Annotated in this window: 26 protein-coding genes; 18 read left to right on the top strand and 8 right to left on the bottom strand. The window is 63.9% G+C overall.

From position 1 onward, the window contains the following. The first annotated feature begins 233 nt into the window (after window positions 1-233). On the top strand, window positions 234-1,544 hold the full coding sequence (locus tag ACWPW1_RS09840) for an alpha/beta fold hydrolase family protein (protein WP_059314514.1): 1,311 nt from the start codon (window positions 234-236) through the stop codon (window positions 1,542-1,544). 97 nt (window positions 1,545-1,641) lie between these two features. Further along, complete coding sequence (locus tag ACWPW1_RS09835; protein WP_420480512.1) at window positions 1,642-2,358, top strand: MlaA family lipoprotein; 717 nt, start codon at window positions 1,642-1,644, stop codon at window positions 2,356-2,358. A gap of 3 nt (window positions 2,359-2,361) precedes the next feature. On the opposite strand, the gene ACWPW1_RS09830 is transcribed toward ACWPW1_RS09835, so the two are convergent. Together ACWPW1_RS09830 and ACWPW1_RS09825 are read right to left on the bottom strand one after the other, a co-directional pair. After that, complete coding sequence (locus ACWPW1_RS09830) at window positions 2,362-3,498, bottom strand: patatin-like phospholipase family protein (RefSeq protein ID WP_434776363.1); 1,137 nt, start codon at window positions 3,496-3,498, stop codon at window positions 2,362-2,364. Next, entirely contained in the window at window positions 3,499-4,434 is a 936-nt protein-coding gene (locus ACWPW1_RS09825) for a lipid A biosynthesis lauroyl acyltransferase (protein WP_313647916.1), read from the bottom strand. It abuts the gene before it with no gap. A 151-nt stretch (window positions 4,435-4,585) separates the two neighbouring features. Between ACWPW1_RS09825 and minC the strand changes: the two genes are divergently transcribed. From minC to ACWPW1_RS09790, 7 genes are all read left to right on the top strand, one after another. Then, window positions 4,586-5,332, top strand: a complete 747-nt coding sequence (gene minC, locus ACWPW1_RS09820; protein WP_059314510.1) for a septum site-determining protein MinC — start codon at window positions 4,586-4,588, stop codon at window positions 5,330-5,332. Between the two features lie 134 nt (window positions 5,333-5,466). Continuing rightward, window positions 5,467-6,285 carry a septum site-determining protein MinD gene (minD, locus tag ACWPW1_RS09815; protein WP_017642794.1) on the top strand — a complete coding sequence of 273 codons (819 nt, stop codon included), beginning with the start codon at window positions 5,467-5,469 and terminating at the stop codon, window positions 6,283-6,285. Next, entirely contained in the window at window positions 6,282-6,536 is a 255-nt protein-coding gene (minE, locus tag ACWPW1_RS09810; RefSeq protein WP_017642793.1) for a cell division topological specificity factor MinE, read from the top strand. Before minD ends, minE begins: the two co-directional genes overlap by 4 nt. A gap of 117 nt (window positions 6,537-6,653) precedes the next feature. Then, window positions 6,654-7,289, top strand: coding sequence for an RluA family pseudouridine synthase (locus ACWPW1_RS09805; protein WP_323148779.1), 636 nt, complete (start codon window positions 6,654-6,656; stop codon window positions 7,287-7,289). A gap of 46 nt (window positions 7,290-7,335) precedes the next feature. Next, window positions 7,336-7,494: a hypothetical protein gene (locus ACWPW1_RS09800; protein ID WP_454252878.1), complete on the top strand. Its 159-nt coding sequence runs from the start codon at window positions 7,336-7,338 to the stop codon at window positions 7,492-7,494. Window positions 7,495-7,767: 273 nt separating this feature from the next. Then, a complete protein-coding gene (locus ACWPW1_RS09795) occupies window positions 7,768-7,914 on the top strand; it encodes a hypothetical protein (protein WP_454252877.1) in 147 nt (48 codons plus the stop codon). Window positions 7,915-8,000: 86 nt separating this feature from the next. After that, window positions 8,001-9,290, top strand: a complete 1,290-nt coding sequence (locus ACWPW1_RS09790) for a M18 family aminopeptidase (protein ID WP_059314507.1) — start codon at window positions 8,001-8,003, stop codon at window positions 9,288-9,290. A 7-nt stretch (window positions 9,291-9,297) separates the two neighbouring features. Here the strand turns inward: ACWPW1_RS09790 and ACWPW1_RS09785 are convergent, their stop codons facing one another. Next, the gene (locus ACWPW1_RS09785; protein WP_454252876.1) at window positions 9,298-10,035 is read right to left on the bottom strand and encodes a UTRA domain-containing protein; all 738 of its coding nucleotides are present in this window, start codon (window positions 10,033-10,035) and stop codon (window positions 9,298-9,300) included. A gap of 181 nt (window positions 10,036-10,216) precedes the next feature. On the opposite strand from ACWPW1_RS09785, the gene ACWPW1_RS09780 reads away from it, so the two are divergent. The 6 genes from ACWPW1_RS09780 to ACWPW1_RS09755 are packed head-to-tail and all read left to right on the top strand — an operon-like array spanning window position 10,217 to window position 15,318. Continuing rightward, complete coding sequence (locus ACWPW1_RS09780; RefSeq protein WP_454252875.1) at window positions 10,217-11,278, top strand: ABC transporter substrate-binding protein; 1,062 nt, start codon at window positions 10,217-10,219, stop codon at window positions 11,276-11,278. A gap of 4 nt (window positions 11,279-11,282) precedes the next feature. Then, a complete protein-coding gene (locus ACWPW1_RS09775) occupies window positions 11,283-12,080 on the top strand; it encodes an alkaline phosphatase family protein (RefSeq protein WP_454252874.1) in 798 nt (265 codons plus the stop codon). Continuing rightward, window positions 12,077-12,910, top strand: coding sequence for an ABC transporter permease (locus tag ACWPW1_RS09770; protein ID WP_454252873.1), 834 nt, complete (start codon window positions 12,077-12,079; stop codon window positions 12,908-12,910). Before ACWPW1_RS09775 ends, ACWPW1_RS09770 begins: the two co-directional genes overlap by 4 nt. Next, window positions 12,897-13,682: an ABC transporter permease gene (locus ACWPW1_RS09765; RefSeq protein WP_454252872.1), complete on the top strand. Its 786-nt coding sequence runs from the start codon at window positions 12,897-12,899 to the stop codon at window positions 13,680-13,682. Before ACWPW1_RS09770 ends, ACWPW1_RS09765 begins: the two co-directional genes overlap by 14 nt. After that, a complete protein-coding gene (locus ACWPW1_RS09760) occupies window positions 13,679-14,668 on the top strand; it encodes an ABC transporter ATP-binding protein (RefSeq protein WP_454252871.1) in 990 nt (329 codons plus the stop codon). Before ACWPW1_RS09765 ends, ACWPW1_RS09760 begins: the two co-directional genes overlap by 4 nt. Beyond that, window positions 14,665-15,318 (top strand): HAD family hydrolase, encoded by a 654-nt coding sequence (locus ACWPW1_RS09755; RefSeq protein ID WP_059314500.1) that lies wholly within the window; start codon window positions 14,665-14,667, stop codon window positions 15,316-15,318. Before ACWPW1_RS09760 ends, ACWPW1_RS09755 begins: the two co-directional genes overlap by 4 nt. A gap of 28 nt (window positions 15,319-15,346) precedes the next feature. Here ACWPW1_RS09755 and ACWPW1_RS09750 read toward each other — a convergent pair whose 3' ends face one another. Together ACWPW1_RS09750 and ACWPW1_RS09745 are read right to left on the bottom strand one after the other, a co-directional pair. Further along, window positions 15,347-16,318 carry an IS110 family transposase gene (locus ACWPW1_RS09750; protein WP_454252870.1) on the bottom strand — a complete coding sequence of 324 codons (972 nt, stop codon included), beginning with the start codon at window positions 16,316-16,318 and terminating at the stop codon, window positions 15,347-15,349. 400 nt (window positions 16,319-16,718) lie between these two features. Further along, on the bottom strand, window positions 16,719-17,681 hold the full coding sequence (locus tag ACWPW1_RS09745; protein WP_454252869.1) for an NAD(P)H-quinone oxidoreductase: 963 nt from the start codon (window positions 17,679-17,681) through the stop codon (window positions 16,719-16,721). 241 nt (window positions 17,682-17,922) lie between these two features. Between ACWPW1_RS09745 and ACWPW1_RS09740 the strand changes: the two genes are divergently transcribed. Further along, window positions 17,923-20,004, top strand: coding sequence for a carboxy terminal-processing peptidase (locus ACWPW1_RS09740; RefSeq protein WP_059314498.1), 2,082 nt, complete (start codon window positions 17,923-17,925; stop codon window positions 20,002-20,004). Window positions 20,005-20,096: 92 nt separating this feature from the next. Further along, window positions 20,097-21,842: a bifunctional diguanylate cyclase/phosphodiesterase gene (locus ACWPW1_RS09735; RefSeq protein ID WP_059314497.1), complete on the top strand. Its 1,746-nt coding sequence runs from the start codon at window positions 20,097-20,099 to the stop codon at window positions 21,840-21,842. A gap of 3 nt (window positions 21,843-21,845) precedes the next feature. Here the strand turns inward: ACWPW1_RS09735 and ACWPW1_RS09730 are convergent, their stop codons facing one another. The 3 genes from ACWPW1_RS09730 to ACWPW1_RS09720 all read right to left on the bottom strand — a co-directional run bounded on the left by ACWPW1_RS09730 (window position 21,846) and on the right by ACWPW1_RS09720 (window position 23,611). Next, entirely contained in the window at window positions 21,846-22,217 is a 372-nt protein-coding gene (locus ACWPW1_RS09730) for a hypothetical protein (RefSeq protein ID WP_434776351.1), read from the bottom strand. Between the two features lie 6 nt (window positions 22,218-22,223). Continuing rightward, window positions 22,224-22,688, bottom strand: coding sequence for a YkvA family protein (locus tag ACWPW1_RS09725; RefSeq protein WP_059314495.1), 465 nt, complete (start codon window positions 22,686-22,688; stop codon window positions 22,224-22,226). A gap of 149 nt (window positions 22,689-22,837) precedes the next feature. Further along, window positions 22,838-23,611: an FKBP-type peptidyl-prolyl cis-trans isomerase gene (locus tag ACWPW1_RS09720; RefSeq protein WP_313648743.1), complete on the bottom strand. Its 774-nt coding sequence runs from the start codon at window positions 23,609-23,611 to the stop codon at window positions 22,838-22,840. Between the two features lie 256 nt (window positions 23,612-23,867). Here ACWPW1_RS09720 and ACWPW1_RS09715 point away from each other — a divergent pair, with 256 nt between their 5' ends. Beyond that, the gene (locus ACWPW1_RS09715; protein WP_271654576.1) at window positions 23,868-24,158 is read left to right on the top strand and encodes a hypothetical protein; all 291 of its coding nucleotides are present in this window, start codon (window positions 23,868-23,870) and stop codon (window positions 24,156-24,158) included. Window positions 24,159-24,191 lie beyond the last annotated feature (33 nt).

Below are 24,191 nucleotides of genomic sequence, written 5' to 3'. Positions count from 1 at the left end.
CGGTTGCCCCATACCCATCATTCGGGCAATGCAAGATGGCCACTACCGCCTGGACGACCTACATAGACCGGTTAGCGACAAGAGCCGCACTTTTCACGACATCGGTTGTCGCTTGACGCGGACCATGGACCGCTCTGTAATCAACGCCTCGCAGAAACCTTCCCCTGTCGATGCAACCTATCGACGGGCCGTTGTCTTACCTACGCTCTCAGCCCTCTGAAAGGACTCTGTCCATGCGTTTTACGTTGCGCGTCGCCGCCCTGCTGGGCGCGCTGTTTTCCAGTCTCTGCGGTACCGCGCAGGCGGCAGCCGAAGTGGATGCCGCCACCTATGGCTATCCCCTGGTCAATCCTTTCGAGGCCACCATCGTCACCACGCCGGAAAAATTCCGGCCGGAGCTGCCGCCCGAAAGCACCATCGACCAGGACGACTACAGCATCAACCTGCGTCCGGAACGGGAATATCAGCTGCCCGGCAACTTCTGGCCGGTCAAGAAATTCCACTACCGCCTCGCTCGCCAGGACCATCCGGCGCCGCTGATTTTCCTCATCGCCGGCACTGGCGCCAACTATTCCTCCAGCACCCAGGAATACCTAAAGCGGCTCTATTACGCCGCCGGCTACCACGTGGTGCAGCTGTCCTCCCCCACCAGCTGGGACTTCATGGTATCGGTCTCGCGGACCGCTACCCCGGGCTACACCCCGCATGACGCCGAGGATCTCTATCGCGCCATGCAGGCGGTACGTGCCCAGCATCCAAAGCTGCCGGTCACCGATTACTACCTGACCGGCTACAGCCTGGGTGGCCTGGATGCGGCCTTCGTCTCCTACCTCGACGAGAGCCAGCGCAGCTTCAATTTCAAGAAGGTGCTGATGGTGAATCCGCCGGTCAATCTGCTGACCTCGGTGCGCAACCTCGATCGCCTGGTACAGACCGAAGTGAAGGGCGTGACCAACAACCGCACCTTCTACGAACTCATCCTGGCGAAGCTGACCCGCTACTTCCAGGAAAAGGGTTATGTCGACTTTAATGACGCCGTGGTGCGCGACTTCCAGCGTTCGCCAGAGCGCCTGAGCAACGAAGAACTGGCCATGCTGATCGGCTCGTCCTTCCGCTTCTCGGCAGCAGACATCGCCTTCACTTCCGACCTGATCAATCGTCGCGGTCTGATCACCCCGCCGACCTACCCCATCACCGAAGGCACCAGCCTGACGCGCTTCTTCGCCCGCTCGCTGCAGTGCGATTTCGACTGCTACATGACCGAGCAGGTGATGCCGTTCTGGCAGAAGAACTTCAAGGGGCAGAACCTTGACGATCTGGCGCGCAAATCCAGTCTGACGGCCCTTGAGGACTACTTGAAGAGCAGCCCCAAGATCGGCGTCATGCATAATGCCGACGACATCATTCTCGGCCCGGGCGACCTCGGTTTCCTGCGCAAGACCTTTGGCGATCGCTTGACCGTCTACCCCCATGGCGGCCATTGCGGCAATCTCAACTACCGCGTCAATGCGAACGCCATGCTGGAGTTCTTCGCCCGTGGTTAAGTCCCTGCTCGCTCTTCTTCTGCTGGCCAGTGCCTCGGTCTTCGCTGCCGAATCGAGCCCGTTGCCCTCCTCCTCACTGACCATCGGCTCGGACACCATGCCGGCCGCACCGGTCGGGGCCGACGGTTTCAGCAATCCACTCTCGACGCTCAAGTACAACTCGGGACTGGACCAACGCGAATTCGAACGAGCTTCCCTGGTCGCCCTGGACGTCTACGATCCGCTCGAATCCTGGAACCGTCACGTCTACCACTTCAACTACCGACTGGATGAGTGGGTACTGCTGCCGGTGGTCAATGGCTACCGCTGGATCACGCCGCGCTTCGTCCGCTCCGGCGTGAGCAACTTCTTCAGCAACCTGGGTGACGTCAACAACCTGCTCAACAGCGTCCTGCAGTTCAAGGGCCGTCGTGCCCTGGACACCACCGGCCGGCTGTTGCTCAACACCACCATCGGGGTGTTCGGCCTCTGGGATCCGGCCACCAAGGTGGGCCTCATCAAGCAACCGGAAGACTTTGGCCAGACCCTGGGCTTCTACGGAGTCGGCAATGGTCCCTACCTGATGCTGCCGATCCTCGGTCCGTCCAACCTGCGCGATACCGGCGGGCTGGCGGTGGATTTCGCCGCGGAGAGTCAGGTGAACTTCCTCAACGTCAACGACGAGAGCAGTCGCCATCCGGAGATCATGGTGTTGCGTGGTATCAACCTGAGATACGTCACCGACATGAGATACGGCCAGCTGAATTCGCCGTTCGAGTACGAGAAGATCCGCTACTTCTACACCAAGGCGCGTGAGCTGCAGATCGCCGAGTAAGCGTCAGCCCCCGGCGAGAAAGCTCTGGAGTTCCGGTAAGCGGGCTTGGGCATCGGCCCGGCCCAGCGCCATGAGCTCCTGGCAGTAGGCCGACTCGAACAGCAGATAACTCAGCAAGGCGCTGCCCGAAGGCCGGTTCACGCCGACGCCCCGCAGCAACTGCCGCAATGCTGGCGGCAGGCGTTTGCGGTGGTGGGTGGCGATGTCGGCGAGCGGCTGGCTTGGCGAGATCACCAGCATTTCCACCGGGCGGCAGAAGCGCCCGGTGACCGGATCACCGGCCGGCAAGGCGCTGCTGAGCAGATTGAGTCGCCGCAGGGTTTCGGTATCGCTATCGAGGGCATCGACGAAGGTACTGTTGAGCAGATGCCCACCGATCTGCGCCACCGAGGGCGGCCGCCCCTGCAGACCTAGCTCGTTACCACCCGGGGCACCGAGCCCTATCACCAGGATTCGATCCGCCCCCAGATGCAGCGCCGGACTGATGGGTGCTGTCTGCCTGACCGAACCGTCCCCGAGATATTCGCGACCCACCTTGACCGGCGGAAAGAACAACGGAATGGCCGTACTGGCCAGCAGGTGATCGACCGCCAGCCGCGCCGGTACCCCGACCCGGCGATGGCGGAACCAGGGATCGAGCGTGCCATGGCCCTGGTAGAAGGTCATGGCCTGACCCGAGGCATAGCCAAAGGCGGTGACCGCCACCGCCCGCAAGGCGCGCTGGCGCAGGGCGGCGGTGATGCCGGAGAAATCCAGTTCGCGGCTGAGCAGCGCCCGTAGAGGCGCGTTGTCGAGCAAGGCCAGTGGTTCTTGCCGCCAGGCGCCGAACACCGTCTGCAGGCCGAAACGCGCGGCCTGGCGTGTCGCTCCACCCCAGTCGCTGCGATAGATCATCCCGGTTTCCAGCCCTGACCACACCGCTGCCAGGCGTGCTACCGCGCGACCGAAATCCAAAGCGCCGCAGGCCAGTACCGCCGCATTGAGGGCACCAGCCGAGGTACCGACGAGGATGGGAAAGGGATTGTTCGCCGGGGCGCTCAGGGTGTCTGCCACCACCTGCAGCACACCGACCTGGTAAGCCGCGCGGGCACCGCCGCCGGCCAGGATCAGCCCGGTACGCTGCTCGGCGGCGCCACTCATCTAGCGCTTCTTCTTGGGATACAGCTTGGGCTCGCCGGGCGGGCGGGTCTTGAAGCGCCGATGGGCCCAGAGGTATTGCTCCGGCAGCTGGCTGACGCACCGCTCGACCCACCGATTGATGCGCAGGCAATCGGCTTCCTCGTTCTCGCCAGGAAAGTCGGCCAGGGGCGGATGGACGACCAGCCGGTAGCCCGAGCCATCCGCCAGGCGCTCCTGGGTGAAGGGCAGCACCCGCGCCCGTCCTAGCCGCGCGAACTTGGTGGTGGCCGTGACGGTGGCCGCAGGAATGCCGAACAGGGGCACGAACAGGCTCTGCTTCGCGCCATAGTCCTGGTCGGGCGCATACCAGATCGCCCGCCCGGCCCGCAGGACCTTGAGCATGGCACGGACGTCTTCACGCTCGATGGCAGTGGCATCCAGGTTGTGGCGCTCGCGACCGCGGCGCTGGATGAAGTCGAACACCGGATTCTTGTGCTGGCGGTACATGCCGTCGATGGTATGCCGCTGCCCGAGGAGCGCCGCGCCGATCTCCAGGGTGGTGAAATGCAGTGCCATGAGGATGACGCCCTGCCCGTCGCGCTGGGCAGCCTGCAGATGCTCGATGCCCTCGATATGGGCCAGCCGGGCCAGGCGCTGACGCGGCCACCACCAGCTCATGGCCATTTCCAGCAGGGCCATGGCACTGCTGGCGAAGTTACGGCGTAGCAGCCGATCGCGTGCCCGCTCGTCGAGCTGGGGAAAACAGAGCTCCAGGTTTCGACGGGCAATGGCCCGCCGCTGACCGGCAACGTGATAGAAGATCCAGCCAAGCCCTTGGGCGAGGCGCAGCAGCGCGGCATAGGGCAATTGGACCAGCAGCCAGAGCAGGCCAAGCCCCAGCCAGAGCGGCCAATACCGTGGATTGAGAAAGGCGAGGCGGAAAGACGGCCGCTCCATCGGAACTCCTGCATGAAAAAGTCGCGCCATTCTACAGGCCTCGCGCAGATTTCCCGTAGCCTTCACAGTCACGGCCCCCGTCGCCCGACGAGGGTTGCGACACGCAGGGCATCCCGCTATAAGTCCCGCCATCCAAGCACAAGTATCCACTATGACCGCAGCCGATCCTTCCGAAAGCGACTCCGTCTTCCAGCTCAAGGGCAACATGCTCGCCGTGACCGTGCTGGAGCTTCTCCGCAACGACCTGGGGCGCCTGGACCGGCAACTGGCCCAGAAAGTCGCTCAGGCACCCAATTTCTTCCAGGAAACACCGCTGGTGCTCGGCCTGGACAAGCTCGCCGACGATGCCGGTCCGCTCGACCTGGGCGCCCTCCTCGACCTCTGCCGCCGCCATGGCCTGCGCACCCTGGCCCTGCGTGCCAGCCGCAGCGGGGACCTGGCCGCCGCCAACGACTACGACCTGCCGATCCTGCCGCCCAGCTCCGGCGGTCGTGAGCGCCAGGTCGATCCGCGTGACCGCGAGCCGGTCAAGCCAGCCGAACCTGTCGTACCGCCCGCCCCGGCGATCAATCCGACCAAGATCATCACCGCGCCGGTGCGCGGCGGGGTGCAGCTCTATGCCCCGGCCGGCGATCTGGTGGTGCTGGCGCCGGTCAGCCCCGGCGCGGAATTGCTCGCCGACGGCAACATCCACGTCTACGGCCCCATGCGTGGCCGTGCCCTGGCTGGCGTCAAAGGTGATACAAAAGCGCGGATTTTCTGCCAGCAGCTGACCGCGGAACTGCTGTCCATCGCCGGCCAGTACAAGGTCGCCGAAGACCTGCGACGCCATCCGCAATGGGGCAATCCGGTACAGGTCGCTTTGGTGGGAGATGTGTTGAACATCACCCGCCTTTAACGGATAATTTCGCGAATTTTTCGCAATTGGCGCCTAAACCGCCAAGGGCAATACGAAGCGCGACACTGCCTGCAATCTCGTCACCGAGGGCACCGAGTCGCTTCAGTTATTACTTTCGATCAAGGTGAATCAGTTTGGCCAAAGTACTCGTAGTCACCTCCGGCAAGGGCGGCGTCGGCAAGACCACCAGCAGCGCTGCCATCGGTACCGGTCTCGCTCTGCGCGGCCACAAGACCGTCATCGTCGACTTCGACGTTGGCCTGCGTAACCTCGACCTGATCATGGGTTGCGAGCGCCGTGTGGTGTATGACTTCGTCAACGTGATCAACAACGAAGCCACCCTGAGCCAGGCCCTGATCAAGGACAAGCGTCTCGAAAACCTGTTCGTGCTGGCTGCCAGCCAGACCCGCGACAAGGACGCCCTGACCCAGGACGGCGTCGAGCGCGTGATCAACGAACTCAAGCAGACCTTCGACTTCATCGTCTGCGACTCCCCCGCCGGGATCGAGAAGGGTGCCCACCTGGCGATGTACTTCGCCGACGAGGCCATCGTGGTCACCAACCCCGAGGTCTCCTCGGTGCGTGACTCCGACCGCATGCTCGGCCTGCTGGCCAGCAAATCGCGCCGCGCCGAAAAGGGCGAGGAAGCCATCAAGGAGCACCTGCTGCTGACCCGCTACAACCCCGAGCGCGTCACCAAGGGCGAGATGCTTGGCGTCGAGGACGTGGAAGAGATCCTGTCCATTCGCCTGCTCGGCGTGATCCCCGAATCCCAGGCGGTGCTCAAGGCCTCGAACCAGGGCATTCCGGTGATTCTCGACGAACAGAGCGACGCCGGTCAGGCTTACAGTGATACCGTGGAGCGACTGCTCGGCAAGGAAGTGGCCTATCGCTTCCTCGACGTGAAGAAGAAAGGCTTCCTGCAACGTCTGTTCGGGGGTGGTGCCGAATGAACATCTTCGACTTCTTTCGCGACCGGAAGAAGCAGAACAGCGCTTCGATAGCCAAGGAACGGCTACAGATCATCGTGGCCCACGAGCGTGGTCGCCACGAGCAGCCGGACTATCTGCCGCAGTTGCAGAAGGACCTGCTGGAAGTGATCCGCAAGTACGTGCCGATCGAGCAGGACCAGATCCAGGTAGAGCTGGAAAACCAGGGCAGCTGCTCCATCCTCGAACTCAACATCACCCTGCCCGATCGCTAACGCGAACCAGGCAGGACAGCGGCGGCCCCAGGGCCGCCGCTGGCGTTTAAGCCATGTCGAATTCCCGGCACCTGCCAAGCGGACGCCAGGATTCGAAGCCAGGCCTCTAGGAATTCCATGCCTCTCTCCAACATCCGCATCATTCACCAGGACGACGCCCTGCTGGTGGTCGACAAGCCCACCCTGCTGCTGTCGGTCCCTGGTCGCGCCGAAGACAACCGCGACTGCCTGGTGACCCGCCTGCAGGAAAACGGCTATCCCGAGGCACGCATCGTCCACCGCCTGGACTGGGAAACCTCCGGTGTCATCGTGCTGGCGCGGGATGCCGACAGCCATCGCGAACTGTCGCGGCAGTTCCATGATCGCGAGACGGAAAAAGCCTACACCGCCCTCTGCTGGGGCGAGCCGGACGCCAACAGCGGTCGCATCGAATTACCGCTGCGCTACGACCCGCCGACCAAGCCGCGCCACGTGGTGGATCATGAACTGGGACGTCACGCCCTGACCTTCTGGCAGGTGCTGGAGCGCCACGGTCATTACAGCCGGGTGGAGCTCACCCCTATCACTGGGCGGTCGCATCAGCTGCGGGTCCATATGCTGAGCATCGGGCACCCACTGCTGGGTGATCAGCTCTATGCCCAGGGCGATGCCCTTTCCGCCCAACCGCGCCTTTGCCTGCACGCCAGCCTGCTGGCACTGACCCACCCCGTCTCGGGCGAGCGCATGAGCTTCACCAGTCCCGCCCCCTTCTGACACCCGCTGTCACTGGCATACTGGGCGCTCACCTGAGGAGCGCCCCATGTCCCCCTGGACGTCCTATTACACTGCCACCGCCAACGGCGGTCCGCGCGAGACCCTGTTGCAGGCGCTGGCCAGCTGGACCGCCCCACCCGGGATCGCACTGGACCTGGGCTGCGGCACCGGCCGCGATACCCTCGTCCTGCTGGAACGGGGCTGACAGGTGCACGCCGTGGATGCCGAGGCCGAAGCCCTGGACGTGCTGCGGCAGCGAATATCGGGTGCGTGGCAGGTACGTCTGGAAACCCAGTAGGCGCGACTCGAGACCGTCGAGCTCCCACGCAGCGACCTCATCAACGCCAGCTTCGCCCTGCCCTTTTGCGAACCGGAGCGCTTCCCCGACCTCTGGGCGCGGATCAGCGCCGCGGTGCGCCCGGGCGGTCTCTTCTACGGTCAACTGTTCGGTGAACGGGACAGCTGGGCCAGCAAGGGCGTGACGGTCGTAAAGGCCGCCGAACTGCAGCAGCTGCTGCACGGCTGGGAGGTCCTCCTGCAGCTTGAAGAGGAAGAGGACGGCCACACCCCAATCGGGCGGCCCAAGCACTGGCACATTCACCATCTGGTCCTGCGGCGACGCTGAGCGACCTGCTCTCGGCGCCTGGGCGCTGCGCTCGACTCCCCCGGGTCCAGAACCTAGACTGGACGCCTCGTCGTCCGGAGTCGTCCATGCGTACCGATCAGATCCAAGGCCTCATCGATTTCCTCGCCAGCTCTCCTACCCCCTTCCATGCCACCGCCAGCCTCGCCAGCCGCCTCGAAGCGGCCGGCTATAAGCGCCTGGACGAGCGCGAAAGCTGGTCCGTGCAACCGGGTGGACGCTACTACGTCACCCGCAACGACTCCTCCCTGATCGCCGTGCGCCTGGGCAGCCAGCCGCTGGAGCGCGGTCTGCGCCTGGTCGGCGCCCATACCGACAGCCCCTGCCTCAAGGTCAAGCCGCAGCCGGAGTTGCAGCGGCAGGGCTTCTGGCAACTGGGGGTCGAGGTCTATGGCGGCATGCTCATGGCGCCCTGGTTCGACCGCGACCTGTCGCTGGCCGGACGGGTGACCTTCCGCACCGGGGGCCGGGTCCGGAGTCGACTGGTCGATTTCCGCAAGCCGCTGGCGATCATTCCCAACCTGGCCATCCACCTCAACCGCGAGGCCAACCAGGGCTGGGCCATCAACGCCCAGAACGAACTGCCGCCGATCCTGGCGCAGGTCCCTGCCGGCGAACGCCGTGACTTCCGCGCCCTGCTGGCCGCTCGCTTGAAGCAGGAGCACGGCATCGACGATGCCGAGGTGCTGGATTTCGAGCTGAGCTTCTATGACGTTCAACCTGCCGCCCTCATCGGCCTGGACGACGACTTCATCGCGGCAGCCCGCCTGGACAACCTGCTGTCCTGCCATGCCGGCCTCGAGGCCCTGCTGGCGAGCGAAGGTGACGAGAACGCCGTGCTGGTCTGCACCGATCACGAGGAAGTGGGCTCCACCTCCTGCTGCGGCGCCGACGGTCCCTTCCTGGAGCAGGTCCTGCAGCGCCTGCTGCCCGCCGGGGACGCCTTCACGCGCACCCTGCAGCGCTCCCTGCTGATCTCGGCCGACAATGCCCATGGCGTACACCCCAACTATGCCGACAAGCACGATGGCAACCACGGCCCGCGACTGAACGCCGGCCCGGTGATCAAGGTAAATGCCAACCAGCGCTACGCCACCAGCAGCGAAACCGCCGCCTTCTTCCGCGACCTCTGCCAGCGCGAAGAGGTACCGGTGCAGAGCTTCGTGGTGCGCAGCGACATGGGTTGCGGCTCCACCATCGGCCCCATCACCGCCGGCCAGCTGGGGGTGCGCACCGTGGACATCGGCCTGCCCACCTTCGCCATGCACTCCATCCGTGAACTCGCCGGCAGCCGCGACCTGGGTTACCTGATCAAGGTGCTGACGGCCTTTTACGCCAGCTCCGAGTTGCCGCTCTGAGTCAAGGCTAGTCTGGCACCTCGACCCTGACCTGGATGGCGTCGTGACGCCAGAATTCCAGGTCGCAGTCGATCAGCCTTCCCTGCTGGTCATGGTTGATGCGGGTGATGTGCAGTGCCGGACTGCCTTGGGCCACCCGCAGGGCCTGGGCGGCCTCCGGCAGCAGCGCCGTGGGCAGGATCTCGAAACGCACCTCGCCGTAGCGGATGTCATAGCGATCGCGGTACAGCTCGGTGAGGGAGCGCTGCAGATCGTGCTCCAGCAAGCCCGGGAAATAGGCGGCATTGAGGTAGTGCTCGACATAGAGCACCAGCCGGCCATCGATGCGCCTTACCCGCCGGATCTGATAGACGCTGGACAGCGCCGGCAACTCCAGCAGGCGACAGACATCCGCGGACGCCAGCAGCTGTCGCGCCGCCAATACCTCGGTAGCCGGTCGGCGACCCTGGGCTTCGACCATGGCGTGAAAATGGGTGCGCGCCAGGGGGTTATAGGCCAGGCGCGGCGGCGCGACGAACCAGCCACGGCGCTCCTCGCGGTAGATCAGGCCCAGGGCTTCCAGCTGTAGCAAAGCCTCGCGCAGGGTGATGCGGGTGGTGGCGAAGAGTTCGCTCAGCTGGCGCTCGGACGGCAACCGCTCCATGGCCGGCAGCAAGCCATGGGCGATCTGCTCCTGCAGCGCCCGGCGGATGGCGCCCGCACCGGGCGCGCTTTTTTGGACTAGACCAGTTTCGGATTGGTGCACCCGCAGCGCCTCGACTAGGGTTTTCCAGGAGACTAAGACGGCCAGATGACCGCTTGGTGACGACTGCAGCCCCGTGCCAGCGCCGGAACAAGGCGTATTGCCATCAAATCGTCATACCGGGGTCCTAGATTGGCCTGTGTCTTGCTGACCTAGACCAAGCCCTAACACCTGGAGCGCCCGTATGACCCGTCTGCTTGCTTCCTTGTTGGCCACAGCCGTTGCGGTACAGGCCGGTACCGCCTTCGCCGATACCGCCGATCTCAAAACCCTCGAAGCCGCTGCCCGCAAGGAAGGCGAGGTGAACAGCGTCGGCATGCCCGATACCTGGGCGAACTGGAAAGGGACCTGGCAGGATCTTGCGCAGAAGTACGGGCTCAAGCATCAGGACACCGACATGAGCTCCGCCCAGGAAATCGCCAAGTTCGCCGCCGAAGGCGAGAACGCCTCCGCCGACATCGGTGACGTTGGTGCTTCCTTCGGCCCCATCGCCGTGCAGAAGGGCGTTACCCAGCCCTACAAGCCGAGCACCTGGGACCAGGTGCCGAGCTGGGCCAAGGACAGCGACGGGCACTGGGCGCTGGCCTACACCGGCACCATCGCCTTCATCGTCAACAAGCAGACCGTCAAGGACGTGCCCCACTCCTGGGCCGACCTGCTCAAGGGCAACTACAAGGTCACCATCGGTGACGTAAGTGCCGCCTCCCAGGCGGTGAGCGGCGTGCTGGCCGCGGCCTACGCCAACGGTGGCGACGAGAAGAACATCAAGCCGGCGCTGGATTTCTTCGCCAAGCTGGCCAAGCAGGGCCGCCTGTCCTTCACCAACCCGGTGGTGGCCAACATCGAGAAGGGCGAGGTAGAGGTGGGCGTGGTCTGGGACTTCAATGCCCTGAACTACCGGGACCAGATCGACCGCTCGCGCTTCGAGGTGCTGATCCCTTCCGACGGCTCGGTGACCTCCGGCTACACCACCATCATCAACAAGTACGCCACGCACCCCAATGCCGCCAAGCTGGCCCGTGAGTACATCTTCTCCGACGCGGGCCAGATCAACCTGGCCGAGGGCTATGCCCGACCGATCCGCGCCGAGCACCTGACCCTGCCGGCGGACGTCCAGGCCAAGCTGCTGCCCCAGGCGCAATACGCCAAGGCGCGCCCCATCACCGACGCCAAGGCCTGGGAAGAGACTTCCAAGCGCCTGCCAAGGCTCTGGCAGGAACACGTCCTGATCAACATGCAGCAGTGACGTCATGAAGGTCATCCTGGTCGTGCTGGACGGACTCGCCCTGAGGGTCGCCGAACACGGACTCGGCTTCCTTCAGGCGCTGTGCCTGGCCGGCCGGGGTCGCCTCTACCGCCTGGAGTGCGAGTTGCCTTCGCTTTCCCGGCCGCTCTACGAATGCCTGCTCACCGGGGTGCCACCGGTGAGCAGCGGCATCGTCCACAACGGGGTCAGTCGGCTCTCGACAGAGACCAGCCTGTTCCATCTGGCGCAGGCTGCCGGTCTCACCACCGCGGCGGCGGCTTACCACTGGGTCAGCGAACTCTACAATCGCAGCCCCTTTGAGCCGGGCCGGGACAGGCACGTCAGCGACAGCAGCCTGCCGATCCAGTACGGCCACTTTTACTACGCCGACCACTACCCGGATTCCCACCTGTTCGACGACGCCGAGCACCTGCGCCTCGCCCATGCCCCGGACATTCTGCTGGTGCATCCGATGAACATCGACGACGCGGGCCACAAGCACGGTCTCTCCAGCCCCGAATACCGCAATGCCGCGCGCCGCGCCGATGGCCTGTTGTCCCACTATCTGCCGGCCTGGCTCGATGCCGGCTACCAGGTGCTGGTGACTGCCGATCACGGCATGAACGATGACCGTAGCCATGGCGGGACGCTACCGGAAGAACGCGAGGTTCCGCTGTTCGTGTTCGGCGAAGGTTTCTCCCTGGGCGAGGCCACGCCGCGGCAGGTGGAGATCTGCGGAACGGTGTGCAGCTCGCTGGGCCTTGCTCACGACAAGCCATTGTGCCGGGAGCTGCTGGCATGAAGCGGCCCTGGCTCGCCCTGCTGTTGATCCTGCCGTTCCTGCTGGTGTTCGGCGCCTTCCAACTGGCGCCCCTGGCCTGGATTGCCTTCAACAGCTTCAACTCCAGCGAAAGCGGCTGGGGCCTGGGCAACTACGGCGAGATTCTCAGCTCGCCCTTCTACCTGCAGGCCATCCGCTTCTCCCTGGAAATCTCGCTCTGGTCCAGCGTCTGCGGCCTGCTCATCGCGCTGCTCGGCGCCTATTCGCTGACCCGGGTGGACTCGCGACTGCGTGGCTTCGTGGTGGCCTTCACCAACATGACCAGCAACTTCGCCGGGGTACCGCTGGCCTTCGCCTTCATCATCCTGCTGGGCATCAACGGCTGCCTGACCCTTGCGCTCAAACAGCTCGGGCTGATCGAGAGCTTCAACCTCTACACCAAGGGCGGCCTCATCCTCATCTACACCTACTTCCAGATTCCCCTGGGCGTGCTGCTGCTGTTCCCGGCCTTCGAGGCCCTGAAGCAGGACTGGCGCGATGCCGCGGCGTTACTCGGTGCCGGCACCTGGCAATACTGGCGGCACATCGGCCTGCCGGTGCTCAGTCCGGCGCTAGTGGGCACCTTCATCATCCTGCTGGCCAACGCCCTGGGCGCCTACGCCACCGTCTACGCCCTCACCGTCGGCAACTTCAACGTGGTGCCGGTGCGCATCGCGGCGCTGGTCTCCGGCGATATCTATCTGGAACCCAACCTGGCTGCAGCGCTGGCCATGCTGCTCGTGGCCTTCATGACCCTGATCACCCTCGTCCACCAGTGGCTACTGCGGCGGAGTCGTCATGTCCAAAGCTGAGCGCCTCTATCATCGCCTGGTGGTCTGGCTGCTGTTCCTAATCCTGTTCGCGCCCCTGGCCGCGACGCTGGTCTACTCGCTCGCCACCCAGTGGTCGGCGACCCTGCTGCCGGCCGGCTTCACGTTCAAGTGGTACCTGCAGCTGTGGAGCGATCCGCGCTTTCTCGCCGCCTTCGGCCGTTCCCTGGCGATCTGCTTTGGCGCCCTGGCGCTGTCCTGCGTGCTGATCCTGCCCGCCATGTTCGCCATCGCCTACCACTTCCCGCGGCTGGATGCGCTGATGAACGTGCTGATCCTGCTGCCCTTCGCGGTACCTCCGGTGGTCTCGGCGGTGGGGCTGCTGCAACTCTATGCCGGGGGCCCACTGCCGCTGACCGGCACGCCCTGGATTCTGGTGTTCTGCTATTTCACCATCGCCCTGCCCTTCATGTACCGGGCCATCAGCAACAACCTCCAGGCGCTCAACCTGCGTGACCTGATGGACGCCTCCCACCTGCTTGGCGCCAGTTCCTGGCGCGCGGCCCTGCTGGTGGTACTGCCCAATCTGCGTACCGGGCTGATGGTGGCGCTGTTCCTGTCGTTCTCCTTTCTCATCGGCGAATTCGTCTTCGCCAACCTGCTGGTGGGGACGCGCTACGAGACGTTGCAGATCTACCTCTACAACCTGCGCAACGGCAGCGGCCACCTCACCAGCGCCCTGGTCATCTCCTACTTCTTCGCGGTGCTACTGATGACCTGGATCGCCAATCGCCTGAATCGGGAGCGGACATGAGCTATCTCGCGGTCAAGGGACTGCACAAGCGCTACGGCGCCAACACCCTGTTCACCGACATCGAGTTCCACGCCGAACAGGGCGAACTCGTCACCCTCCTCGGCCCCTCCGGCTGCGGCAAGTCCACCCTGCTGCGCTGCCTGGCCGGCCTCACCGAGGTCGACCGCGGTGCCATCGTGCTGGCCGGCCAGCACATCACCAGGCTGCCACCGCAGCGTCGCGGCATCGCCATGGTGTTCCAGAGCTACGCCCTGTTCCCCAACATGACCGTGGAGCAGAACGTCGCCTTCGGCCTGCGCATGCAACGGCTGGCGCGCGACGAAGTCCACGAGCGGGTCCTGGAGGCGCTGACGCTGGTGGAACTGGAAGGCTTCGCTGCACGTTATCCGCACCAGCTTTCCGGTGGGCAATGCCAACGGGTGGCCCTGGCACGCTCGCTGATCGTGCGACCGCGCCTGCTGCTCCTGGACGAACCGCTCTCGGCGCTGGATGCGCGCATCCGCCGCCACCTGCGCGAGCAGATCCGCGCCATCCAGCAGGAGCTGGGGCTGACCACGGTGTTCGTTACGCATGACCAGGAAGAGGCCCTCACTCTGTCCGATCGCATCGTGCTGATGCGCGAGGGGCGCATCGTCCAGAGCGGCGATGCCGAGACGCTCTACACCGCGCCGGTGGATGCCTTCGCCGCCGGCTTCATCGGCAACTACAACCTGCTCAGTGCCGATCAGGCCAGCCGGCTGTTCGGTCAGACTTTCCAGGGACAGGTCGCCATTCGTCCCGAGGCCATTCGCCTGGGCATCCCCGGTGGCTTTGCCGGACGTATCGTCGGCCACAGCTTGCTGGGCAACGTGATCCGCTACCGGGTCGCCACCGAAGCCTGCGAACTCAATGTCGATGTGCTCAACCACGGTCCGACGGCCTTGCAGCCGAACGGCACAGCCGTCACCCTGACCGTCGAATCCGACAGCCTGAGAGAAGTGGCATGACCCTGGCGATTTTCGATCTCGACGAAACCCTTATCGATGGTGACTGCTCGAGCCTCTGGAGCCAGCAGATGGGCGTGCTCGGTTGGGTCGACCGCGAGTCCTTCGTACGACGCGACACCGAGCTGATGACCGCCTACGCCCAAGGCGAACTGGCCATGGAGGACTACATGGCCTTCCACCTCGAACCCCTGGTAGGCCGTACGCCCGAGGAAGTGGATTTCGAGGTCGGGCCCTGGGTCGAGGACGTCATCGAACCCCTGATCTTCAGCGATGCCATGAAGTGCATCGCCGCGCACCGCGCTGCCGGCGACCGGGTGATGATCGTCTCGGCTTCCGGGGTGCATCTGGTGGAGCCCATCGCCGAGCGGCTGGGGGTGGAAGAGGTACTGGCCATCGACTTGCAGGTCAGCCATGGCGTCTACAGTGGCCAGGTGGAAGGCGTCATGACCTACCGTGAAGGCAAGCTGACCCGCCTGCTGGAAGCCCTGGACGGTGACCGCAGTCTGCTGACCAATGCCAGCTTCTATTCCGATTCGCGCAACGACCTGCCGTTGCTCGAAGCGGTTGGCAAACCGCATGTGGTGAATCCGGATCCGGTGTTGCGCGAAAGAGCCGAACAGGCCGGTTGGCCGATCCTTAGCTGGCGGTAGATCTAACGGGTAGATACCGTCTTCCACCTCAGTGTGCAATTGCCAATGCAGGATCGAAAGGCTTGCCCGATTTGAGCACGCCATAGGCGATGCTCAGCAGCTTGCGCATGGCGGCGCAGACGGTTTGTTTCCCTTTTTTGCCCTTGGCTTTCAGGCGCTCGGCTTGCGCCTTGATCGCGGGGTTATGGGTCAACGCCACGACGGCAGGCAGGTACAGCGCGGTGCGCAAGCGGGCTGATCCCGTACGCGAGATACAGGTACGGCCACGATAGGTGCCAGACTCCTGCAAGCGTGGATCCAGACCCGCAAAGGCAGTGACGGCGCGGGCATGAGTGAAGCGACCGATATCGCCCAGCTCAGCTAGGATCAGGGCTGCGGTCTTGTCGGCGATGCCGTCTATGCTCACCAGCAGATCACGTTTGCCGCGCAGGTCCGGATCATCGTCGATGTGCCGTTTGATCTGCTCTAGCGTCCAGGCAATCTGTTCATCGAGCCGCTGCAGGACTGCTCGGATCGAGTCCTGGACGTTTTCCGGGCTGACCTCGAGTCGGTTGAGCTCCATCTGCCGCAGCGATCGAAGATCTTCCAAGCGTCGGGTCAGCGCGCGGAGTTGGCGCAAGGGCAGAGGCTCAGGTTGCCAGGCCCGTAGTCGATCCAGATGCAGCTGGCCATAGGTGGCAATCAGCTTGGCATCGAGCTTGTCTGTCTTGCTGCGCTGCAGCTGACTTTGTGCATAGCGGGCAACCTGCGCAGGGTTGAGTATGGCGATCCGATAGCCCAAGGCATGAAAGTGCTCGGCAAGGGCTTCGTGGTAGATGCCGGTCGCCTCCATCACGATCCAGGCGTCCGGTTCGGCATGCCGCTGCAGCCAGTCGGCAAAGACCGCGAAGCCTGCCTTGTCGTTAGCCAGTTTGCCCTTGGTTCGATACTTGCCGTTGGGTTGCAGCATCGCCAGATCAAAGGTGCGCTTGGCGATATCGATGCCCACTACCACTGCCATGAGATCTCCTCCACGAAGGTGTCTTGATGATCACGTCATCCTGTCCAACCTTGCGTAATACGAGCTCTTGTGGCTCCAGATACCGTTCGGACTTAATGGATGAGTGTGGAGGAGGCAGCCCAATCTACGTTGCAAGCTCAAAGGCTTAAGGGTGGATACGGCTTGCCATCCTCCCCCGATGATCAGTCGGGGACTATGACCTCGCAAAGGGCCGTAGTCGAGATACAAGGGTGGATAACGGCGCAGCCTTATCCACGAATCCGGCATGCCGAAGACATAGTGGAAAGCGCCGCGCGATTTGCCAGGCTATGGCCTATCGCGGCCATGGATCCCTCCTAAGGGAGACGAGACTTCCTTAGAAGCAGCAGGCCGCCATGGCCGCGATCACCCTAGGTGGGCATCACTCCAACCCTTCGTCCAGCACCAGCACCACCTTGCCGTTCACCTCGTTGCTTTCCAGGGCGGCAAAGGCGGCTTCGGCGTTCTGGGCGGTGAAGCGACGTTCCAGGTTGACGTTCAACTTGCCTTCGGCGAACAACGGCCAGACCTTGGCTTCCAGCGATCTCATGGTCTTGGCCTTGAATTCGACCGATCGGTTGCGCAGAGTCGAGCCGATGATGCGGATGCGCTTGCCGAGCACCTTGCCCAGATCCATTTCGGCCTGGCGACCGCCCATGAGGCCGATCAGCACCCAGCGCCCATCCTGGCCCAGCAGATCCAGGTTGAGCGATGCATAGTTGGCCCCGACCGGATCGAGGATGACGTGGAAGGGCGCGAAATCACGCAGCCCCTCCAGATCGGTCTTGCGCAGCACCCCGCCCTCGGCGCCAAGACGCTCGCAATGGGCCAGACGATCCTGCGAGCCGACACTGACCCAGCAGGGATTGCCGAAGGCCTTGCACAGCTGGATGGCGGCCGAACCAACGCCGCTGGCGCCGGCGTGCAGCAGCACCTTCTCGCCCGGCTGCAGCGCGGCCAGATCGAACAGATTGCTCCAGGCGGTCGCCCAGACTTCGGGCAGTGCCGCCGCCCCGATCAAGGACAGACCTTCCGGTACGGACGCCGCCTGGCGACCGTCAACCACTACTTCGCTGGCCATGCCGCCCCCGGCGAGGAGCGCGCAAACGCGGTCACCGACCTGCCAGCGCGAATCCGCGGTCGTCTCGCTGACCACCCCGGCGCATTCGAGACCCAGGGTGGCCGGCGCACCGGGCGGCGGCGGATAGTTACCGGCCAGCTGCAACAGGTCGGCGCGGTTGAGACCTGCGGCCGCGACCTTGATGCGAATTTCCCCAGGCGCCAGAGCGCGAGCGCTCAGTGACTGCCATTCCAGTTGCCCTTCGATACCTTGCAATGCGTTCACGGTGCCTCCATAGTGGCTCAGGCTTTGACGAAAAGCGCCTGCATCGACGGGTTCTGCGTGAGTCGAGCGGACCGGAAGATGCGGGGCTGTCACAGCCATCCCTTCCTATCGCCTCTATCTCTCGCGCTGACCGCCGCCAGACGACTTTCGTCAGTGCCTGTCATATGTCCCCTGGCCGCGGAACCGCCCGGGCCGGGTGGGGCCTATAGCCTATTCCTTTCCGTGCATTAGTCGAATACACATGAAGCAGCTCTTGTCCCGTACCGCCCTCGTTGTCCTGCTTGGCGTCAGCGCAACGCCCCTCTTCGCCAAGCCCAACGCGCCGGTTGGCGCCGAGAAGCTGCAACCTGACCGTGATCAGGTGATCGCCAGTCTCAACATCGTCGAACTGCTCAAGCGTCATCATTACAGCAAGCCACCGCTCAACGATGCTCAGTCGATCAAGATCTACGACAGCTATCTGAAGATGCTTGATCCCGGCCGACTGTATTTCAATGCGGCCGACATTCGCGAATTCGATGCGGCGCGCACGCGCTTCGATGATTACCTCAAGCAGGGCAATCTCGAACCGGGCTTCGCCATCTACCGTCGTTATGCCCAACGCATGACCGAGCGGCTGAACTATGGTCTGGGTCTGCTCAACGCCGGCATCGGCAAGCTCGACTTCACCGCCGACGAGTCCTTCGACACCAATCGCGAAAAGGCTGCCTGGCCGGCGGATACCGCCGCGCTGGACGATCTCTGGCATCGCAAGCTCAAGGACGAAGTCCTGCGCCTGCGTCTGTCCGGCAAGACCGATCAGCAGATCCAGCAGCAGCTGACCAAGAGGTACAAGAATCAGCTGGCGCGCCTCAACCAAACCCGTAGCGAAGACGTCTTCCAGACCTACATCAACGCCTTCGCTGAGTCCTATGATCCGCATACCCAGTACCTCTCGCCGGAAAGCGCGGAAAACTTCGACATCAACATGAGTCTGTCGCTGGAAGGCATCGGTGCGGTGCTGCAAAACGACAACGACTACGTGCAGATCCTGCGTCTGGTGCCGGCGGGCCCGGCGGACAAGTCCAAGCAGATCGCTCCGGCGGACAAGATCGTCGGCGTCGCCCAGGGAGATGGTGAAATGGTCGACGTGGTCGGCTGGCGCCTGGACGAAGTGGTCAAGCTGATCCGCGGGCCCAAGGGCTCCAAGGTGCGGCTGGAGATCATCCCGGCGAGCAACGCGCCGAACGACCAGAAGACCAAGGTGGTCGCCATTACCCGCGAAGCGGTCAAGCTCGAAGAGCAGGCCGCCCAGAAGCACGTCATCGACGTCCCCCACGAGGGCAAGCACTACAAGCTCGGCGTGATCGACGTGCCCGCCTTCTACCTGGACTTCAAGGCCTATCGCGCTGGCGACCCGAACTACAAGAGCACCACGCGTGACGTGAAGAAGCTCATCGGCGAACTGCAGAAGGAAAAGGTCGACGGCATCGTCCTGGACCTGCGCAACAACGGCGGTGGCTCCCTGCAGGAAGCTACCGAGCTGACCGGCCTGTTCATCGACCAGGGCCCCACCGTGCTGGTACGCAATGGCGACGGCAAGGTCGAGGTGCTGGCCGATGACGAAGGTGGCGCCTTCTACAAGGGCCCGCTGACCGTGCTGGTCAATCGCCTGTCCGCTTCGGCCTCGGAGATCTTCGCCGGCGCCATGCAGGACTATCACCGCGCCCTGATCGTCGGCGGCCAGACCTTTGGCAAGGGCACCGTGCAGACCATCCAGCCGCTCAACCACGGTGAGCTGAAACTGACCATTGCCAAGTTCTATCGCGTTTCCGGCCAGAGCACCCAGCACCAGGGCGTCCTGCCGGACATCGACTACCCGGCAGTGGTGGACACCAAGCAGATCGGCGAGAGCGCCCTGCCTGATTCGATGCCCTGGGACACCATCGCCCCAGCGGTAACCGGCCTGAGCAACCCCTTCGCCAACTACCTGCCGGACCTGGTCAAGCGCCATGACGTGCGGATACAGAAGGATCCGGATTTCATCTTCGCCCGGGAACGGCTCAAGCTGGCCCAGGAGCTGGCGGCCGACACCACCGTCAGCCTCAACGAGCAGAAGCGTCGCGCCGAACAGACCGCGCTGGATAATCGCCAACTGGCCATGGAGAACGAGCGACGCAAGGGCAAGGGTGAAGCCCCGCTCAAGGAGCTGAAGAAGATCGACGAAGACAATCCGGCGATCGATGACGACAAGACCAAGCCCCAGGATGACGCCTACCTGATGGAATCCGGTCACGTGCTGCTGGACTATCTGGACCTGAGCAAGACGCCGCCCAAGCGCTGACATCAAAGCGTCATATCTCTGTCGTGAAATGCCCGGGGGTCGCCAAGTGCGACCCCCGGGCATTTTCGTTTTCGGGTTCTTGCAGGCTTACCATGACGCTTAACGACCAGGCTGGAGTGTTGGATCGCATTCTCGCCAACCGCGAGTTGCATTCGCTCTTTCAACCCATAGTGTCCTTGAGCGAACGACGCATCCTGGGCTATGAAGCCCTCATCCGGGGGGCTTCCAATACGCCCCTGCACTCACCCCTGCCGCTCTATGCCACCGCCCGCCAGGCCGGTCGGCTCTCCGAGCTGGAAATCGCCGCGCGTCACCAGTCCTGCCAGAGCTTTCGCGAACTGGCGCTGGACGGTCTGCTGTTTCTCAATGTCTGCCCGGAAACCCTGCTGGAGCCGGCGCACCAGTCCGGCCAGACCCTCAAGCTGCTGCAGCGCCTCGGACTCTCCCCCGCCCAGGTGGTGATCGAACTGACCGAACAGGCGCCCATCGACGACTTCGCGCTGCTGGCCACCGCCCTGCACCACTACCGCGCCATGGGCTTTTCCATTGCCCTCGACGACCTGGGTGCCGGCTACTCCAGCCTCAGGCGGTGGTCGGAATTGCGTCCGGACTTCGTCAAGATCGATCGGCACTTCATCGAGTCCATCCATCGCGACAAGGTGAAACGCGAGTTCGTCGGCTCCATCCTGAAGATGGCCGAGGTCTCCCGGGCCAAGGTGATCGCCGAAGGCATCGAAACCCACGAAGAGCTGTCCACCCTGGCGAACATGGGCGTCGATCTGGTGCAGGGCTACCTGCTGGGTCGCCCAACCGCGACGCCACCCCGTGAAATTCAGACCCTGTTACCGGTCATGATCACCCGCAGCCCGGACCTCGCCGAGGAATCGACCACTGTGGCCAGCCTCAGGGTGGAACAGGTCGCCGTGGGTGAAGACATGCTGATCCCCGACGTGCTGGAGCGCTTTCGCCTGCAACCCAGCCTCAATACCCTGGCGGTGGTGGATAGCGATGACCGCCCGGTGGGCATCGTTCATCACCACGAACTGAGCTCGGCGCTGCTCAAACCCTTCGCCCATGAGGTGTTCGCCCGCAAACCCATCGCCCGGCTGATGAGCCAGGACTTCCTCGCCAGCGAGAGCACCCAGTCGCTGCAACAGGTCAGCCGCCTGCTCACCACCCGCGCCCGCCAGCGGATCGAAGAAGACTTCATCATCACCGAGGGTGGTCGCTATGTCGGCGTCGGCCGGGTGATGGATGTCTTGCGCCTGATCACCGAGCAGCGTATCCAGCAGGCCAAACACGCCAACCCCTTGACCCAGCTGCCGGGCAACGTGCCCATCCAGCAATGCCTAACCCGCCTGCTGGATCAGCAGCGTGAAGCCGTCGTGTGCTACGTCGACATCGACGGCTTCAAGCCCTTCAACGACCTCTATGGCTATGCCAAGGGTGACGAGGTGCTGCTATGCCTGGCGCAGACCCTTTCCGAGCGCCTGGACCCACAGCAGGATTTCGTCGGCCATATCGGCGGCGACGACTTCCTGGTGGTGTTGGGCTCGACGGACTGGCGGCAGCGGCTCAATGGCCTGATGGCAGCCTTCCAGGAACGCTGCCGCCACTTCTATCGCAGCGAACACCTGGAGGCCGGCTGCTTCCTGGCGTACGACCGGGACGGTCGCCGGCGGGAGTATCCGCTGCTGTCGTTATCGCTTGGCGTGGTAGAGCTGGACAAGGACGCCGGCAAGCGGGTGGACGCCAGCGGGCTGGCGGGTCTGGCCTCGGAAGCCAAGCGCAATGCCAAACTGGTTCCCGGCTACAGCCTGCACCTGATGCGCGCCTGATGCCTATTCCTGGCGATGATCGGGATAGTGGTGTTCGAACACCCGGGTTACTTCCGCCGCGTGCCAGCTGACCGCATCGCTCACCGGTGGCGAGCCTTCCAGGGCGCCTAGTCGCATTGCACAGTCGAAGAAGCCTTCACGAGGGATGCGGGTGCCGCTCTGGCTCACCACCAGGGCACTGCGCAAGGGACGCCCCTCGCGACGGTCCAGGGCGGCCAGGTACTCCAGGGCGGTCGTAAGGGTCACCATCGCCGGCTGGGGTAGGCCCAGCCGCTCGATCACCGAGCGATAGGTCAGCAGGCTACGGCTACGCCTGGCGCTTTCCAGTTCGTCCAACAAGGCCAACCAATGCTGGCGGCTGATACGTACGCTCAAGAGTCCCTAGTCCCGCAGTTGATCGAGAGCGACACCTGCCGCCGGTCGCTCATGCTTGTCAGGCAACGCCGCCAGGGCAGCCTGCTGGCTCGCGGTACGGTTGGCGCGCCAGGCACGAAAGCCGTCCAGCTCATCACTGCAGGCCTTGCCGATCCAGGCGAGGACGGCGAGGTCGTCGAGCAGCCCGAACATGGGCACCCAGTCGGGAATCAGGTCGATGGGCAACAGGAAGTAGACCAGACCGCCAGCGACGGTCAGCAGCGTCTTGCGACTGACCCCGCGATACTGACCACGCCACCAGGCCAGCAGCAGCTGATGGAACAGGCTCAGGGTATCGCGTGCCTCGCCCAGCTTGAGGCCACGCTTGCTGGTCTTGCGTGCGACCCCCAGCAACAGGGCCGGCAGTCGGCCACGGACCAGCAGCCGTTGGGCGATACCAAGATAGCGATCAAAATTCTTCGGCGGCTTCATGGACACCTCTGGCAGGAGACAACGTTGGGCAGGGGCCTGTTTGGCACAGGGCTTCGCACCTCAACTTTGATCGCGCCGCCGCTTCAGGGTTTCCCGGCGCCCAATGTAAAACGCCCTGCAAGCAGGGCGTTTGGCGGAGCGGCAGCAGCTTACTTCTTGGCCGGAGCCTTTTCGGCAGCAGCCGGAGCATCGGCAGCCGGAGCGGCCGGAGCGTCTTCGGCGTCCGCGGCGGCGGCGTCCTTGATGCCCAGCAGTTCCAGGTCGAATACCAGCACGGAGTTGGCCGGAATCGCCGGGCTCGGGCTCTGGGCGCCGTAGGCCAGCTCGGAGGGGATGTACAGCTTGATCTTCTCACCGACATGCATCAGTTGCAGCGCCTCCACCCAGCCCGGGATCACGCCGTTGACCGGCAGGTCGATCGGGGTGCCACGCTTGATGGAGCTGTCGAACACGGTGCCGTCGACCAGCTTGCCCTCGTAGTGCACGGTGACCACGTCGGTGGGCTTGGGTTGCGGACCATCGCCCTTCTTGACCACTTCGTACTGCAGGCCGGAGGCGGTGGTGACCACGCCAGGCTTCTTGCCGTTTTCTTCGAGGAATTTCTTACCGGCCTTGGCGTTGTCCTCGCTGACCTTGGTCATCTTCTCTTCGGCACGCTTCTGCAGGGCGGCGAAGGCCTCGGTGAGCTGCTGATCGGTCAGCTTCTGATCCTTCTTGCCTACCGCGTCTTCGATACCCAGGGCGACGGCCTTGGGATCCAGGTCATCGATACCTTCCTGAGCCAGGCTCTTGCCCATGTTCAGGCCGATGCCGTAGGACGCCTTCTGGGCCGGGCTTTCCAGCTCGACCTTGGGCTTGGAGTCGCAGCCGCTCAGAACCAGACCCACCAGGGCCACTGCTGCTGCCAACCGATACTGTTTCATGTTGATTCCTTATCCGTGCGCATCGTGCGCGTTTCAAAAACCTGATCGAGCTTACAAGGAGACCTGCTCGCTTGCCATCGCCAGGCCTCTAAATGGCTGCAAAGGATAAGATTTCAAGCTTAGGTCTGCCTGAACATCGCGTGAACAAGCGGCAGGCAGCCCCTGCGACGTCTTGTCCAAGGCGCCCGAGCAGTGGCGACCGGCGCGAGTCCAGGCGTTAAACTAGGGCCTTCTTCCGTGCCTGCCAGAGACCTCCATGTTCGAGCCCAACGATCTGAACCGTCCGCCCCTCGACCTCGCTCGCGAATCGCGCAAGGCGGCGGGCTACGGCCTGCTGTACTCGGTGCTGCTGGCGATCGGTATCCTGCTCTATCACCACTGGGTACCCGGCGCCTTCCCGGGCAGCCTGCTGGAGATGTCCATGGCCCTGCCCATCATTCTGTTCGCCGGTAGCGCCGTGTACTACCTCACCATGGTGCGCAAGTGCGAGCGCCTGCAACGCGAGGAAGACGAAAAAGCCGGCAAGGTCAAAACCAAACGTCACTAGCCACGCTGAACGTCGCCGCCCACGTCCGGTCGA

Source organism: Pseudomonas sp. Marseille-Q7302 (genome assembly GCF_965111925.1).
The sequence above is the reverse complement of the archived record's forward strand: the minus strand, read 5'-3'. Positions and strand labels throughout refer to the sequence as shown.

What these genes read in the sequence shown, in the direction of transcription:
- ACWPW1_RS09840 (WP_059314514.1), top strand. Translation starts at nt 234, where the DNA reads ATGCGTTTTACGTTGCGCGTCGCCGCCCTGCTGGGCGCGCTGTTTTCC.
- ACWPW1_RS09835 (WP_420480512.1), top strand. Translation starts at nt 1,642, where the DNA reads ATGCCGGCCGCACCGGTCGGGGCCGACGGTTTCAGCAATCCACTCTCG.
- ACWPW1_RS09830 (WP_434776363.1), bottom strand. Translation starts at nt 3,498, where the DNA reads ATGAGTGGCGCCGCCGAGCAGCGTACCGGGCTGATCCTGGCCGGCGGC.
- ACWPW1_RS09825 (WP_313647916.1), bottom strand. Translation starts at nt 4,434, where the DNA reads ATGGAGCGGCCGTCTTTCCGCCTCGCCTTTCTCAATCCACGGTATTGG.
- minC (WP_059314510.1), top strand. Translation starts at nt 4,586, where the DNA reads ATGACCGCAGCCGATCCTTCCGAAAGCGACTCCGTCTTCCAGCTCAAG.
- minE (WP_017642793.1), top strand. Translation starts at nt 6,282, where the DNA reads ATGAACATCTTCGACTTCTTTCGCGACCGGAAGAAGCAGAACAGCGCT.
- ACWPW1_RS09805 (WP_323148779.1), top strand. Translation starts at nt 6,654, where the DNA reads ATGCCTCTCTCCAACATCCGCATCATTCACCAGGACGACGCCCTGCTG.
- ACWPW1_RS09800 (WP_454252878.1), top strand. Translation starts at nt 7,336, where the DNA reads ATGTCCCCCTGGACGTCCTATTACACTGCCACCGCCAACGGCGGTCCG.
- ACWPW1_RS09790 (WP_059314507.1), top strand. Translation starts at nt 8,001, where the DNA reads ATGCGTACCGATCAGATCCAAGGCCTCATCGATTTCCTCGCCAGCTCT.
- ACWPW1_RS09780 (WP_454252875.1), top strand. Translation starts at nt 10,217, where the DNA reads ATGACCCGTCTGCTTGCTTCCTTGTTGGCCACAGCCGTTGCGGTACAG.
- ACWPW1_RS09775 (WP_454252874.1), top strand. Translation starts at nt 11,283, where the DNA reads ATGAAGGTCATCCTGGTCGTGCTGGACGGACTCGCCCTGAGGGTCGCC.
- ACWPW1_RS09770 (WP_454252873.1), top strand. Translation starts at nt 12,077, where the DNA reads ATGAAGCGGCCCTGGCTCGCCCTGCTGTTGATCCTGCCGTTCCTGCTG.
- ACWPW1_RS09765 (WP_454252872.1), top strand. Translation starts at nt 12,897, where the DNA reads ATGTCCAAAGCTGAGCGCCTCTATCATCGCCTGGTGGTCTGGCTGCTG.
- ACWPW1_RS09760 (WP_454252871.1), top strand. Translation starts at nt 13,679, where the DNA reads ATGAGCTATCTCGCGGTCAAGGGACTGCACAAGCGCTACGGCGCCAAC.
- ACWPW1_RS09755 (WP_059314500.1), top strand. Translation starts at nt 14,665, where the DNA reads ATGACCCTGGCGATTTTCGATCTCGACGAAACCCTTATCGATGGTGAC.
- ACWPW1_RS09750 (WP_454252870.1), bottom strand. Translation starts at nt 16,318, where the DNA reads ATGGCAGTGGTAGTGGGCATCGATATCGCCAAGCGCACCTTTGATCTG.
- ACWPW1_RS09740 (WP_059314498.1), top strand. Translation starts at nt 17,923, where the DNA reads ATGAAGCAGCTCTTGTCCCGTACCGCCCTCGTTGTCCTGCTTGGCGTC.
- ACWPW1_RS09735 (WP_059314497.1), top strand. Translation starts at nt 20,097, where the DNA reads ATGACGCTTAACGACCAGGCTGGAGTGTTGGATCGCATTCTCGCCAAC.
- ACWPW1_RS09725 (WP_059314495.1), bottom strand. Translation starts at nt 22,688, where the DNA reads ATGAAGCCGCCGAAGAATTTTGATCGCTATCTTGGTATCGCCCAACGG.
- ACWPW1_RS09720 (WP_313648743.1), bottom strand. Translation starts at nt 23,611, where the DNA reads ATGAAACAGTATCGGTTGGCAGCAGCAGTGGCCCTGGTGGGTCTGGTT.
- ACWPW1_RS09715 (WP_271654576.1), top strand. Translation starts at nt 23,868, where the DNA reads ATGTTCGAGCCCAACGATCTGAACCGTCCGCCCCTCGACCTCGCTCGC.